The organism is Sulfurimonas hongkongensis (genome assembly GCF_000445475.1).
GTDB lineage: Bacteria > Campylobacterota > Campylobacteria > Campylobacterales > Sulfurimonadaceae > Sulfurimonas > Sulfurimonas hongkongensis.
This window is the reverse complement of record NZ_AUPZ01000007.1, coordinates 24,331-37,352: the sequence shown is the minus strand read 5'-3', so window position 1 is coordinate 37,352 and position 13,022 is coordinate 24,331. Positions and strand designations below refer to the sequence as shown.

The window sequence follows — 13,022 nt, the reverse complement described above, 5'->3', positions numbered from 1 at the left end:
ATCACCTTCGGCTCTATTTTGGGCTCTGGTGAACATTTTTAAAAATATTCTATACGTTCAAACCCTAAATCATTAAATTGGGAGAACACGAATGTTTTTTGATAGTTTCTCTTTTAGAGTTGCTTCTATGGCATAAAGTGTGCCAGTTGAAGATGATGCACATCCATTACAAGCACCTAAGTAGCGAATGTAAATATCTATGTACTCATCACCTTTTTTGATGTCTATAACTTCCATATCTCCACCATCCATGATAAGGAACTGTCTAACGCTCTCATCTATAACAGCATCAACTGCTTTTATCTGCTGAACTAGAGTCATACTAGCAAAGTCTCCTGAAGCACCTGCATCAGCTGCTGCTTTCATTTTTTCCTCATCCATCTCTTTCCTTGTATCTCTTAAAATATCCACTAAGTACCACTCTCTCTCTTCATGTCCACCTGGCTTAATACAGCTCTTACAAAAACCACCAGCTTTTGTATAGTCTGTTATCTGCTCGATAGTTGTTAAGTCATTTAGTCGTATAACTTCTCTTAAGGTGCTAAGACTAACCCTCGCACACTCACAAACAATAATCTCTTCTTCAAAACTCTCAGCATCTACACCCTTGTAAAGACCCGCCGCTTTTTTTATAACATCATAAGCCATAACTGAACAGTGCATCTTTTGAGGTGGAACTGCTGGAGTATCTGGGTCATCACGAAGTGCAAACTCAACATCGATATTTGTAATCTTTACAGCCTCATCAACTGTTTTACCAATACAAAGCTCAGTCATAACATCAGAAGATGCGATAGCAGTTCCACAACCAAAGCTCTTAAACTTTGAATCTACAATCTTATCGTTTGTCGGATCTATCTCCCAATACAAACGAACAGCATCTCCACAGCTCTCTGCACCAAAATCTGCAACGATAAGTTTATTACCACGGGACTCTGCCTCTGCTTCGCTTATTTCACCTTGATGCTTAGGGTTGTTCATCAACGTTGTTACTTTATTTGAGTACGCGTCCCAAAGGGACTCGCCTAACATATCTGCTCTTGCCATCTTATTTTCCTTAATTTTATTTCATAAAATGAAGAGAACCTTCATCTATTTTGTCACGGTATCAGAAGTAATTCCGATACCTACGCTAACGCTTGGTTTTACTCAGCACAAGGCTCTTGGCACTTGGACTTGTTCAAATGTCGTTCTAATTAAATAGCAGGTGCCATCACTAACTCGTTCAAGGATGATGTAGCTCACAATCCTTTGCTTCTCCACCCTTTGTTGGTTGTTGAACTGCATATGAGCTTGAGATGCTTCTAAGCCTTTTTACTGCGTTTTGGAAGTGGCTTATTGCATAGTCTATCTCTGCATCTGTTGTAAAACGACTAAGGCTCAACCTGATTCCTGTGTGGGCTAGTTCATTGTCAGCTCCAATGGCAAGCATTACTGTGTTTGCTTCAAGCTCTTCACTCGCACATGCTGAACCCGTTGATGCACCGATATCGCCTTTGTTTAGATCCCAAAGCATACTCTCCCCCTCAACACCTTTGACTGAGACAAGTATTGTATTTGGAGTGCGATTTTCTCTATCTCCAACTATCATAGTATCACTTATTTGCATGATGGCATCTTCTAAGCGGTCTCTCTTTTTTCTAATCTTAGCAGCCGTCTCTTCTATGTTTGTAGTTGCAAGTTCTATTGCTTTTCCCATTCCTACAATATATGGAACATTTAGGGTTCCTGAGCGACGACCACCCATATGTTCTCCACCGTGCAAGAGTGGAGTTAATTTTTGAGAATCTCTTATATATAAAGCTCCAACACCCTTTGGACCATGAAACTTATGCGCACTCATAGATACAAAGTCAATATGAAGGGATTGTAAATCTACTGGGATTTTACCTATAGCTTGAACGCCATCAGAGTGAAAAAGAACACCTTTTTCCTTACAAATCTCACCAATCTCTTTTATAGGAAATATCATACCAGTCTCATTTGATGCCCACATAACAGAAACTAAAGCAGTCTTATCAGTGATAAAACTACGAACTGTGTGAGCCTCAACAACACCTTGATCATTTACTGGCAAGTATGTAACCTTTACACCTTGCTCTTCTAAAAATCTACAGGTCGCGAGAATTGATGGGTGCTCAACCTCTGTTGTTACCATATGATTTTTATCTCCATTTAGTACTAGATCTATAAATACTGACTGCAATACCCAGTTATTTGACTCTGTCGCACAAGATGTAAAGACTATATCATCATTATCGCTTGCATTTAGAGCTGTATAGACCTGATCCATTGCTTTAGCCAAAGCTGGATGTGTTGATGTACCAAATTTGTGAAGTGAGTTTGGATTTCCATACTGCTCACTAAAATATGGTAGCATTGCTTCTACTACCTGAGGGTCAACCATCGTTGTAGCGTTGTTGTCTAAATAAACTTGCATATTTTACCTTTAATTTAGGGTTGTTTCTAATTAAGACAATTTTTGTCTTCTTTTACTTTTGACATCATATAAAGTTTGTTATTATGTTATGCTTAAACTAAACTGACTTACACTTTTATTTAAGGTATAATTCCATCTAAAAGGGTAAAAGCATGTGTAATTTTAACAAACAAAACGAAAATACAAAAGAACTACTCCATCTTTTAATAAGTAAACTAGCTCAAAAGGTTGGAGGAACCAACTTTTTACTAGGACTTATGGAGAAGATGAAAGAGAATCGACCAAATGCACTTATGCATAAAGACAGAAAAATTGTCTCACCAAAACTTAGTATATCATGGAATAAGGTAGTTTTCAAAGACAAAATAGATGTTTTAGAAGAGATTTTATATACTCGTAAGAGTTCAGAGGGTATTAAGTTCAATATTTTAGACCAAGACAATGCTAAAAAAAGAAAAAAAATCCTAAATATGGTGAAAACTCTATCTCCTATCACATTTATAATAGCCCCTAGAGATGATAACGAGGCAGAGGGTTTTGAGTTTGCTCCGTTTGAGACTACAAAAGATGATCAAGTAAGCATAAACCCTATCTTTATGGCTATGTTTTTTTGCTCAAATGAGTTTACAAAAAAAGCACTAAAGTACGAATCTTAAATCTTAGATGGTATAATCGCGAAATTATTACTTATAAAAAGGTTTATTATGGCTCAAACTATAACAGAAAAGATATTTTCACAACATGTTGGTAGAGAAGTTTTTGCAGGCGAGATTGTTCGCTGTGATATCGATATGGTTATTGGAAATGACATTACAACCCCTATCTCTATTAGCGCTTTTAATCTTAGCGGTGCTAAAGAACTAGCAAATCCAGATGGTTTTTCTATAGTTCTAGACCACTTTATCCCAGCAAAAGACATTGCATCTGCCAACCAAGCTAAAATCAGCCGTGAATTTGCAAAAAAACATAAACTTAAAAACTTTTTTGATGAAAAAGATATGGGCATAGAGCACGCTCTTTTACCTGAAAAAGGACTTATTGTCCCAGGCGATGTAATCATCGGTGCAGATTCACATACTTGTACTCACGGCGCACTAGGAGCATTTTCAACTGGCATGGGCTCAACTGACTTAGCCTTTGCAATGATAACTGGAGAAAACTGGTTTAAAGTTCCTCAGACTATCAAGGTAAACCTTAGCGGAAAACCAAAAGAGCATACTACTGGTAAAGATATCATCTTAGAAATTATCCGCCTTATTGGTGTTGATGGTGCCTTATATAAGACTCTAGAGTTTACTGGAAGCACTATAGAGCATCTAAATATGGATGATAGATTTTCAATGTGCAACATGGCGATAGAGGCCGGTGCAAAAAATGGCATAGTCGCTTACGATGATGTCACAAAAGAGTTTTTGAGTGACAAAAACTTAGCAAGAGAACCAAGAATCCATTACTCTGATGCAGATGCATCATATGTAAAGGTTTTAAACATAGATATAGATAAACTTGAGCCAGTTATTGCTTATCCATTTTTGCCATCAAATGGTCACTCCATCACTCAAGCTGTAAAAGATGAGATAAAAATAGACCAAGCCTTTATAGGAAGCTGTACAAATGGTCGCTTAGGCGATTTAAAAGTTGCCTCCGAGATACTAAAGGGAAACAAAGTACATGAAGATGTCCGCCTGATAGTCACTCCAGGAACTCAAAATATTTTAAAAGAAGCTTATAGATTAGGCTATATTGATGCTATAATAGATGCAGGTGGAGTTGTGTCAAATCCAACATGTGGGGCTTGCTTAGGCGGATATATGGGAATCTTAGGAGATGGAGAAGTAGCTGTATCTACAACTAATCGTAACTTCGTCGGTCGCATGGGTTCAAGAAGTTCAAAAGTATATTTAGCAAACTCCGCAGTAGCGGCTATCTCAGCTATAAAAGGCTATATAGCAGATCCAAGAGTTTAGTGTTACTCTCACTAATCTTAAGTAAGGGAAGAAACATGAAAAAAATTCTATTAATACCTACACTTCTGCTTTCATCTAGTCTAATGATGGCAGCGGACTATGAAATCACGCCTATGATTGGCTACAACATCGCTGAGGGCAACATCAACTTAGATGATTATGCAACTTTTGGGGCTGAGTTTCAATACAATGCATTAGACTTTTTTCTAAAGCCTGAACTTTCTATTTTTTACTCAAAAGCTGATTATAACACCAACAAACTCTCAAGTGGTACAGATACTGATGTTTGGCGTTTTGCCTTAAATGGTGTTTATGAGTACGACAAAGTAGCTGGTATCATACCTCTTGCTAAAGTAGGATTTGGTTATGAGACTATGAACGGTGACAGCTACAAGGGAGAGACTGGAAACACTGATAGTGCTTTTGTTAATGCTGGGGTTGGCGCTAAGATACCTTTTAATGATATGCTAGCGCTAAAACTAGAAGCTGTCTACATGCTCAAACACAATGATGCTAGATATGACAATAACTTAGCGATTCTTGCTGGTCTAAATTTTGCATTTGGGCAAAGTTCTCAAAAAGTGGCACCTGCAAGTGAAGCAATTGTGATTGAGCCAGTTAAAGAAGAACCCGCAAAAGAGGTTCTAGAAGAGACCTTGGTTGAGGAAGAAGTTACAAGTGTAGTAGCTGTAGTGGATGGAGATGACGATCAAGATGGTGTTGCTAACTCTATAGATCTTTGTCCAGATACTCCTATGGGTCAAGCGATAAATAGTGATGGTTGTCCTATCGATATAACACTAAAGATCAACTTTGAGTTTGACTCTGCTAAAGTAGATGATTCACTACAAAAACCTGTCCAAGATTTTGCAGACTTTTTAAATAAAAATAGTAACTATAGCACTAAGATAGTTGGTCACACAGACAGTACAGGAAGCGAAAAATATAACCAAAAATTATCTGAAAAAAGAGCTACTTCTGTCAAGAATATGCTTATAGAAAATGGTGTTGATGCTACAAAAGTATCGACTGTGGGAAAAGGCGAGCTTGATCCAGTAGCTGACAACTCAACTGCTGAGGGTCGTGCTAAAAATAGACGCGCTGAAGCTGAGTTAAACAGAGATTAGATGTTCGACCTTCCATGCGTAATCTTTGCAGGTGGCAAAAGTTCAAGAATGAAACAAGACAAAGCTCTTCTTTCATTTGGAGGCTTTGACACCTTAGCTGAGTTTCAACTCTCACGGCTTCAAAAAATCTTTAAAAATGTATATATTTCATGCAAAGACAAAAGTAGGTTTGATTTTGAAGCACAAATTGGGGAGGACTCTTTTATAGAAGATGTTAAATCATCCCAAACTTTTGCCCCTACTGCTGGTTTCGTTGCAATCTTTGCTACACTAAAAACAGACTCTTTTTTTGCTCTTAGCGTAGATGCGCCTTTTGTAGGATTCAAAGAGATTAAAACCATCGTAGATGCAGACACTCCTCATGCAGATGCAACTGTAGCAAAAACTGCATTTGGCATTCAACCCATGTGTGGCATCTATCATCGCTCATTAGAGAGTAAGTTTATTAAAATGCTCCAAGAAGACAACCACAAACTAGGCTACTTACTAAAATCTTCAAAGACAACTTTTGTAGAGTTTGAAGATGAGAGAGCCTTTTTAAATCTGAACTACCCTTATGAGTATAAAGAAGCTCTAAAATTAATCTAGCACAAATTTAACTCCTCTTTGCTATAATAAAGCAAAAAGAAAAGAAACATAATGAACTTAACACACTTAGATAAAAACCAAAGACCGAAAATGGTTGATGTATCGGACAAAAATCAAACAACAAGAGTAGCAGTTGCATCAGGATATATAGAGATGAGCCAAGATGCATATGACGCCATAGTAAGTGAAAAAACTAAAAAAGGCCCTGTGCTTCAAACTGCTGTTATTGCGGCTATTATGGGCACAAAAAAAACGAGCGAGCTTATACCGATGTGCCATCCTCTAAACCTTAGTGGCATCAACTGCGATGTTGAAGAACTTACAGCTCTACCAGGTTTTAAGTTACAAGTTACTGCAAAACTAACAGGTCAAACTGGAGTTGAGATGGAAGCACTTACAGGTGTGAGCATCGGACTTTTAACAATATACGATATGGTAAAAGCTATAGATAAAGGCATGATAATAAGAGATGTCCAACTAGAAAAAAAGTCAGGAGGAAAGAGTGGAGATTTTAAACGATAGAGATGAGAAACTAATCCTTGAGTATCCTTGTTCTTGGTCTTACAAGCTAATAGCAGGCGAAAGAGAAGCGCTAGAGAAAGCTATAAAAGATGTTATAGATGAGAGAAGTCATAAGCTCACACACTCTAAAAACTCAAAAGGTGGCAAGTATGTAAGCATGAATCTCGACTTGCTTGTTCACAATGAAGATGATAGAAACTTTATATATGAAGCTCTAAAGGCTCATCAAAATATCAAAATGGTACTATAAAAAAACTAAGGACTTTAAAATGGAAGTAGATAAACTAACAACTGATATAAAAAATTCATATAACAAAACCCTAGAAGATATTCAAACAAGAGTTTCAGATGCTATTAAAAAACTTGGTAATGAGACAGAGATAGATAAGTTAAACTTTCATGAAATTAAAAATATTGCTGCGACTATTTTAGAAATCGAGACAAAATCTCTTAAAGAAGATGTGGCATCACTTGTAGCTCAAAAGGAAGCCTTAGATAGAAAGTTAGAGAAAAAGGCTCAAGAGCTTCAAGAGACAAAGTATAGTGTTTTTAACGCTATTGAATTAGAGTTAAATAGCAATGAACCTGCTCTTTTAAAACTCCATCAAGTAAAACTTCAATCCATAGACCTTTATGAGTTTCTAAGCGAGCTAGTAGAGTCTGCCATCATCACAGCTCTTGAGCGAGACACTGATGGAGATATAAAAGAGAGCATACAAGAGGTCATAAAGGACTTAACTTTTGAAGCCATAAAAGAAGGCTCACTAAATACCATCAGAATCAGAAAAATCCTCTCTACCATCCTACAATGTGCTATAGATGTTGCAGAAGCTACTCCAACAAAAGCAGAAGATATCCTAACTGCAACTCTAAAGGGAATGAGAAGTGGACTTATTCACTCCATAGATAGATTTAAAAAACGTCTCGCATATATGCCGGTTGAAGCTAAGCACATACTTATAGAAGATTATGACACCATTATGGAAGATCTAAATCAAACAGATGTTCTATTCTCTCAAGTAGTTCAAACTCAAGCTAGTGAAAACTCTGTAATGATAAATAAACTTCTTATAAACATCAACAAAAATATGCGTTATGATTTAGAAGAGTTAGTCTATATCTCTAAAGAAGCTGCAGATATGATGAGAGAGAGATTCTCGTCTTTTGCTAAAACTGCTGTTTCACGTGCAGATACAGCTCTTAAATCTCAAGCTGCACAAGAGGCAAAAAGAATGGGTAAACAAGCCTGGAGGGTTGCAAAAACAGCTCTTGGAAGTGCTATAAAAACTGCTAAAGGTGCGATGGATAAAGAGAAAAAATAGGCTTGTCTAAAAACAACCTATTTTTTATAATATAAGCACCGTGATTAAAAATTTATTCACATAGCTACAAATTACTTATTATTTACTAAACATATCTGTATATAGAGCAGCTGCCCACTGATAAATAGAACTTGCATTAACCTCTCCATCTTTAAGCCAGTCCTCACTACTAGTCGTTGATGCAAAATTAAATGCTAAATCTGTTTTATTATGAGCATATTGAGTATAGATATAGATCGCTCTCTCTGGTTCTATAGAAATAGCAGAAAAACAAGTAGTAGTTGGTGACTCCCACTTTATTTCTCTTGTTTTATTTATTTTTTGAGCTATTAGTTTAGCTACAAAGTGCCCTTCTGAATTGGCAGTATTTCCTGACTTTGAAAAGCCCATTGGTCTAGAATCGCCTGCGATATATATATCTTTTTCGCCATTGACTTCGTATGTAAGAGTGTTAATATCACCCTCAAGCATATTTTTTGCATCTTTGGCTATACCTACTCTTTCTAATATCTTTGCACCTCTAACATGAGGGTAAAAAGCAGCCTCTTCAAAATCAATTTCATCAAAATCAGTTTCAACTATTTTATTGTCTAGATCTATATTATTTATAACTGTGTTGGGCATATACTCAATATAATCGCCATAGAGTTCATCAAAAGCAGATTGGAAACCTTCTTTTTTGATCGTTATGGTGTTGTTTTCATCTAGCAGTATAACTTTTGCTTTTAATTTCTTTTGTTTAAAATAATCTGCAATCACACATGCTCTTTCATAAGGAGCTGGAAGACATCTATAATTCCCGCTTGGAACTGTTAAAATAAAGTTTCCACCTTTGAAGTTAAGAATCTTGTTTCGCAGGGTAAGATGTTCAGAACCAGGTATAAAACCTGCCGGATACTCTTGTCTAAGCCTTGTCTCAAATGCTATATCGTCTGTCCATCTAGAATAGTCATAATCAATACCTGGTGCAAAAACCAAGTAGTCAAAGCTGATATCACCATCGCTAGTCTCTAAAATACGATTTTTTTTATCAAGTCCGATTGCAGTTGCATGAAAATAAGTATAATTATTTTCTCTTGCAGCTTGAAGATAATCATGAGTTAAAAACTCTAACTCAATTTTATCTACTAGCCATAAGTTACTAAGAGGACATGATACGAACTCATGTCTTTGTTCAACTAAGATAACATCTGCATTTGGAGCAAATATCTTTGTATATTTTGCAATAGATAGGCCTGACCATCCACCGCCTACTACAACTACCCTAGGACCTTTTGCATTAGCTATAGGCGCTTTGTAGGTAGTTTTAGGCTTCGTCGTTTGCTCTGGTTTTAGGCTCTTGGCTTTACTACATCCACTTATTGCTACAGCAGCAGCAGTAACACCTGATAATTGTAAAGCTTTTCTTCTTGATATAGCCATTTGAACACCTTTTCTTTAAACTATTTTAAAACTCTATAGTTCCACTAATTGCTTCTATCATCTGTTTTTGAGCACCTTCTAGTACTTCATTTGAAGGTTTATCCTCAATGTCCAAAGAGCTAATCCAGTTATATACTGATGGATATGCCATTTTTAATTCAGTAGAGCCCTTTTCTTTATACATATAGAGTGTACAAGGGGCAAATGCACCTGCTTCAGGATGAGTTTTTGATACTTCAAAAATAACTGTTAATTTACAAATAGAGTATGCATCGAAAAAATCATATTTATCATAACCTGCATCACTAAACTCATCCCCTAGTTTATTGTATCCTGCAATTACAAACCCAAGAGTTTCTAATGAACCTTCTAGTTCCATTTGAAGACTTTCTAATTCATCTTCAACATCTTCACCTTGAGCTTCCATCTCACCAGTAAACGAAGTTATAAGCTCCCCCTTAGGTGCCAATATCTTATATGATGTTTTTTCAAAATGACCATTTGGCAATGCTTTAGCTAGAGTAGCTCTAATAAGCTTATTGTACTCTACCATGTGCTTATTAGAAGCAGGTATGCCAATAACTTTTGCCATACCATCTATCGACAAAGATGAAATAGAGATATCATTTGAACCTTGTTCCATATATATTGACATGCTAAGAGGTGCAAATAGTGCAGCTTTAGGGGTAATTTTAACAAGCTCTAAAACTAAGTCTTTTTTATAGAGAGTAAAAAGATGATACATCTTATGATTTGTTTTTTTGAACTTTGATTCAAATGCAACATTCATATCATTATTTCCAGATATTACAAACCCCGCATCCGCAAAAGCTTTCTCTATGGAAGCCCCTGTGATTTTACCTTTTGAGTTGTCAGCCGTATATATCTGAATATCTTGCGCCCCACTCGCTACAACTCCAGTTACTAGCATCAGTCCTACAACTATACTTTTGATCATTAATTTCATTTCTTTCCCTTTTTATTAATTTTGTGAGATTTTATCCTCTATTTTAGAAGATAAATATTATCGCCCCTGCGGATAGTTCCACTACCAATAACTTTTGCAAAGACGCCTCTATCATTTTTAAGTAATTTTGGCAATCTTGCATCTACCTTTGCTAAACTCTTACAAAGTGTACAATTTTGGCTAATCTCTAATTCAAGACTACCTATTGCAAATCTCGCTCCTGGTCTTAAGTGGTAAGGATTATAATCTATAAGAATATTTTCCCCTAGTGCACTATATGGTGCATCTATACCGTGACTAGCTGCTAGTTCATAACTCTCTTGCGAAGTTATTAAAACAGATCTTTGTATGTCTTTATTATAATACTTATCTTCTATAACACCCTTATCATCAAGAGCCAACTCGGTTGTATTTACTCTACCATTATTTGTAGAATAAAATAGTTCTAAAATTTTTCCGGCTTGAATTAATGACATATAATACTGCTCTCTTGTGTTTAAGTCTATCTTAACAAAAACAAAGTTTTGATTGTTTACTGAGTAGTGCCAACTCTATCATTGTCTTAGTAATAAGCACTATTTGGTCTATGCAAAAAAATCACATGATGTGTATTGATTTTTTTGCATCGCTTAAAATTTTATCCATACCAACACTACTGATATTTAAAATAGAGACAAAGAAGAGTGCAATCTTTTATAGATTGTTACTCGTCGTCATCTTCGTCTTCGTCATCATTAGAGTCTAAGTCGTCTTCATCAAACATTTCTAGTTCTTCATAAGATCTAAAAACATTACCTGGGCTTAGAAGGTAATACAACTCTTTGTCTCTAAACTCTTCAAGAGTTACATGTTTAGTAATCATATCCGGATGTATCTCTTCTTCAATACCCTCTAAAACTCTATCTTTTAAAAGAGTAAAATATTGAACAGCCTCATCAGCAGCCGTCTTATCGGTTATAAAACCATGCCCTGGAACTAAGTGATTCCAATCTCTATCTTTAATAGCTTTGAGTGCATTTAACTGACCAACAACTATACCATCGCGATTTGAAGTTACTCTACCATTCATTACAACATCTGCCACAAGGACAACCTTGTCATCTGGAAGATATAAGAACCAATCCTCTTCAGAGTGTGCATAACCAACTTTTACATACTCCATTTTAACACCATGAAGTGTAAATTCAGTTGTGTCATCAAAATATTCATCAACTGGAACTAGTTTAGTGCCTCTAATTGCATTTTGATAAAGAGCTCTAATCATTCTAGTTTGAGGTGGTATATCCCTAGTATTTTCATTTGGTTTACCTGTATGCTCATCAAAACCAAGATAATTAACATTAATAGACTTTGGACCATATATAGTAGCACCCTGTGTCTCTTTGTAGTAATTATTACCTAACCAGTGATCATCATGCTCATGACTTACTATAACCGTTTTAACAGGCAAGTCAGCAATCTTTTTCATAGCCGCGTGAGCTTGCTTAGCAAATATGTAAGATGGTCCAGTGTCCCATGCTATCCAACTATCAGTACCTTTTATGTAACAACTGTTAGACATATCACCAGCATTCTCTTTAGTTGGCATCTCCATAGCACCAAAGAAACACCACACTCTGTCGCTAACCTGTACTGGTTTTAGGTTATAATCCCACTCTTTATTCGTACCTGTGCGCGGTTCAACCCATTCGTAAAGAATAAAATTCTCATCTGCATCAAGCTTACTAGGATTTGTGATTGTAACGCTTTTATTAAAGATAAATGGCATAGATATAACAAATGCAATTACCGATAATAAAATTATGATTTTAATTTTCATAAGGTATCCCTATTTGATTTTTTTACTGCTTGTTTCCGTTTTATTTTCATTGTCTACTGTAGTAAAAGTAATTTTATCACCTTTTTTAGCTCCCTTGAACTCAAACTTTACAAGCGGGTTTTCAGACATAAAGCCACTTGTGGTAACCTCATATACTATCTTATCGTTAGCCTTAGCTGTAATGTATCTGATATATGAAGGGCTTATTCCTTTTTTGATCGCTTCTTCTTTGTCAGCCATCAAGCTCGTAAACATCGCCTTTACTTTAACAACGCCTTTTTTTTCTTTTGCCTTAATTTTCATCTTTGCCATTTTATTACCTTTTTATTTTATTTTATATTTATTTTGTTGTTGGGTGGGAAGGTAGATCAACCTCCACAACCACCAATAGACACATCTATCTCTTTTGATGCAGTATATAAGTTACCTGTACCTCTCTCTTTACCAACAACAGTAACAACTGCAGTTTGTCTTAATTTAATTCTAAAATCATAATCTATAATAGCACCCTCAGGTACAGAGAATACACAAGTTAAACATCTAGGATTCGCATCTTGAAAAAGTGCTACTGATTCCAAATCTAATGACGACTTGATCGTGATTGGAATTGAACCACCATTTTCAGCTAGCTTTGGAGCCTTAAATGATAATTTTTTACTTGTTTTTAATTCGCCATTACCATAAAGGGCTTTAATACCATCAACTGTTTTTTCTACTTCCCATGCTTTTGGCTTAGTTTTTCTAAAGTCTACTGCTCTTAAATCTGTTCCTGGTGCAACAATTGCAACAAAAGCTGCAAGACCTACGCCTAAAAATTTTCTTCTATCCATTTTGTTTTCCTTATTTTA

Annotated in this window: 15 protein-coding genes; 7 read left to right on the top strand and 8 right to left on the bottom strand. The window is 36.0% G+C overall.

Annotated elements, in window-relative coordinates; genetic code table 11:
* Nucleotides 1-72: 72 nt before the first annotated feature.
* Both M947_RS17390 and M947_RS17385 read right to left on the bottom strand, forming a co-directional pair.
* Nucleotides 73-1,047: an iron-sulfur cluster assembly scaffold protein NifU gene (locus tag M947_RS17390; protein WP_021287362.1), complete on the bottom strand. Its 975-nt coding sequence runs from the start codon at nucleotides 1,045-1,047 to the stop codon at nucleotides 73-75.
* A gap of 178 nt (nucleotides 1,048-1,225) precedes the next feature.
* Nucleotides 1,226-2,440 (bottom strand): NifS family cysteine desulfurase, encoded by a 1,215-nt coding sequence (locus M947_RS17385; RefSeq protein ID WP_021287361.1) that lies wholly within the window; start codon nucleotides 2,438-2,440, stop codon nucleotides 1,226-1,228.
* Nucleotides 2,441-2,592: 152 nt separating this feature from the next.
* On the opposite strand from M947_RS17385, the gene M947_RS17380 reads away from it, so the two are divergent.
* The 7 genes from M947_RS17380 to M947_RS17350 are packed head-to-tail and all read left to right on the top strand — an operon-like array spanning nucleotide 2,593 to nucleotide 7,966.
* Nucleotides 2,593-3,096: a hypothetical protein gene (locus M947_RS17380; protein WP_021287360.1), complete on the top strand. Its 504-nt coding sequence runs from the start codon at nucleotides 2,593-2,595 to the stop codon at nucleotides 3,094-3,096.
* A gap of 48 nt (nucleotides 3,097-3,144) precedes the next feature.
* Nucleotides 3,145-4,407 carry a 3-isopropylmalate dehydratase large subunit gene (locus M947_RS17375; protein WP_021287359.1) on the top strand — a complete coding sequence of 421 codons (1,263 nt, stop codon included), beginning with the start codon at nucleotides 3,145-3,147 and terminating at the stop codon, nucleotides 4,405-4,407.
* A gap of 35 nt (nucleotides 4,408-4,442) precedes the next feature.
* Nucleotides 4,443-5,534 (top strand): OmpA family protein, encoded by a 1,092-nt coding sequence (locus M947_RS17370; protein ID WP_021287358.1) that lies wholly within the window; start codon nucleotides 4,443-4,445, stop codon nucleotides 5,532-5,534.
* Complete coding sequence (gene mobA / locus M947_RS17365; RefSeq protein ID WP_031347949.1) at nucleotides 5,535-6,122, top strand: molybdenum cofactor guanylyltransferase MobA; 588 nt, start codon at nucleotides 5,535-5,537, stop codon at nucleotides 6,120-6,122. It abuts the gene before it with no gap.
* A gap of 51 nt (nucleotides 6,123-6,173) precedes the next feature.
* Entirely contained in the window at nucleotides 6,174-6,644 is a 471-nt protein-coding gene (moaC, locus tag M947_RS17360; RefSeq protein ID WP_021287356.1) for a cyclic pyranopterin monophosphate synthase MoaC, read from the top strand.
* On the top strand, nucleotides 6,625-6,894 hold the full coding sequence (locus tag M947_RS17355; RefSeq protein WP_021287355.1) for an HP0495 family protein: 270 nt from the start codon (nucleotides 6,625-6,627) through the stop codon (nucleotides 6,892-6,894). Before moaC ends, M947_RS17355 begins: the two co-directional genes overlap by 20 nt.
* Nucleotides 6,895-6,913: 19 nt before the next feature.
* Nucleotides 6,914-7,966: a DUF6781 family protein gene (locus M947_RS17350; protein ID WP_021287354.1), complete on the top strand. Its 1,053-nt coding sequence runs from the start codon at nucleotides 6,914-6,916 to the stop codon at nucleotides 7,964-7,966.
* Between the two features lie 78 nt (nucleotides 7,967-8,044).
* Here M947_RS17350 and M947_RS17345 read toward each other — a convergent pair whose 3' ends face one another.
* The 6 genes from M947_RS17345 to M947_RS17320 all read right to left on the bottom strand — a co-directional run bounded on the left by M947_RS17345 (nucleotide 8,045) and on the right by M947_RS17320 (nucleotide 13,004).
* Nucleotides 8,045-9,388: an NAD(P)/FAD-dependent oxidoreductase gene (locus tag M947_RS17345; RefSeq protein ID WP_021287353.1), complete on the bottom strand. Its 1,344-nt coding sequence runs from the start codon at nucleotides 9,386-9,388 to the stop codon at nucleotides 8,045-8,047.
* A gap of 25 nt (nucleotides 9,389-9,413) precedes the next feature.
* Nucleotides 9,414-10,355: a DUF302 domain-containing protein gene (locus M947_RS17340; RefSeq protein ID WP_021287352.1), complete on the bottom strand. Its 942-nt coding sequence runs from the start codon at nucleotides 10,353-10,355 to the stop codon at nucleotides 9,414-9,416.
* Between the two features lie 38 nt (nucleotides 10,356-10,393).
* On the bottom strand, nucleotides 10,394-10,831 hold the full coding sequence (locus M947_RS17335) for an MOSC domain-containing protein (protein ID WP_021287351.1): 438 nt from the start codon (nucleotides 10,829-10,831) through the stop codon (nucleotides 10,394-10,396).
* Nucleotides 10,832-11,058: 227 nt separating this feature from the next.
* Nucleotides 11,059-12,174 (bottom strand): MBL fold metallo-hydrolase, encoded by a 1,116-nt coding sequence (locus M947_RS17330; RefSeq protein WP_021287350.1) that lies wholly within the window; start codon nucleotides 12,172-12,174, stop codon nucleotides 11,059-11,061.
* 9 nt (nucleotides 12,175-12,183) lie between these two features.
* Entirely contained in the window at nucleotides 12,184-12,486 is a 303-nt protein-coding gene (soxZ, locus tag M947_RS17325; RefSeq protein ID WP_021287349.1) for a thiosulfate oxidation carrier complex protein SoxZ, read from the bottom strand.
* Between the two features lie 56 nt (nucleotides 12,487-12,542).
* Complete coding sequence (locus tag M947_RS17320; RefSeq protein WP_021287348.1) at nucleotides 12,543-13,004, bottom strand: thiosulfate oxidation carrier protein SoxY; 462 nt, start codon at nucleotides 13,002-13,004, stop codon at nucleotides 12,543-12,545.
* Nucleotides 13,005-13,022: the final 18 nt, after the last annotated feature.

What these genes read in the sequence shown, in the direction of transcription:
- M947_RS17390 (WP_021287362.1), bottom strand. Translation starts at nt 1,047, where the DNA reads ATGGCAAGAGCAGATATGTTAGGCGAGTCCCTTTGGGACGCGTACTCA.
- M947_RS17350 (WP_021287354.1), top strand. Translation starts at nt 6,914, where the DNA reads ATGGAAGTAGATAAACTAACAACTGATATAAAAAATTCATATAACAAA.
- M947_RS17340 (WP_021287352.1), bottom strand. Translation starts at nt 10,355, where the DNA reads ATGAAATTAATGATCAAAAGTATAGTTGTAGGACTGATGCTAGTAACT.
- moaC (WP_021287356.1), top strand. Translation starts at nt 6,174, where the DNA reads ATGAACTTAACACACTTAGATAAAAACCAAAGACCGAAAATGGTTGAT.
- M947_RS17345 (WP_021287353.1), bottom strand. Translation starts at nt 9,388, where the DNA reads ATGGCTATATCAAGAAGAAAAGCTTTACAATTATCAGGTGTTACTGCT.
- M947_RS17380 (WP_021287360.1), top strand. Translation starts at nt 2,593, where the DNA reads ATGTGTAATTTTAACAAACAAAACGAAAATACAAAAGAACTACTCCAT.
- M947_RS17335 (WP_021287351.1), bottom strand. Translation starts at nt 10,831, where the DNA reads ATGTCATTAATTCAAGCCGGAAAAATTTTAGAACTATTTTATTCTACA.
- M947_RS17370 (WP_021287358.1), top strand. Translation starts at nt 4,443, where the DNA reads ATGAAAAAAATTCTATTAATACCTACACTTCTGCTTTCATCTAGTCTA.
- mobA (WP_031347949.1), top strand. Translation starts at nt 5,535, where the DNA reads ATGTTCGACCTTCCATGCGTAATCTTTGCAGGTGGCAAAAGTTCAAGA.
- M947_RS17330 (WP_021287350.1), bottom strand. Translation starts at nt 12,174, where the DNA reads ATGAAAATTAAAATCATAATTTTATTATCGGTAATTGCATTTGTTATA.
- M947_RS17385 (WP_021287361.1), bottom strand. Translation starts at nt 2,440, where the DNA reads ATGCAAGTTTATTTAGACAACAACGCTACAACGATGGTTGACCCTCAG.
- M947_RS17320 (WP_021287348.1), bottom strand. Translation starts at nt 13,004, where the DNA reads ATGGATAGAAGAAAATTTTTAGGCGTAGGTCTTGCAGCTTTTGTTGCA.
- soxZ (WP_021287349.1), bottom strand. Translation starts at nt 12,486, where the DNA reads ATGGCAAAGATGAAAATTAAGGCAAAAGAAAAAAAAGGCGTTGTTAAA.
- M947_RS17375 (WP_021287359.1), top strand. Translation starts at nt 3,145, where the DNA reads ATGGCTCAAACTATAACAGAAAAGATATTTTCACAACATGTTGGTAGA.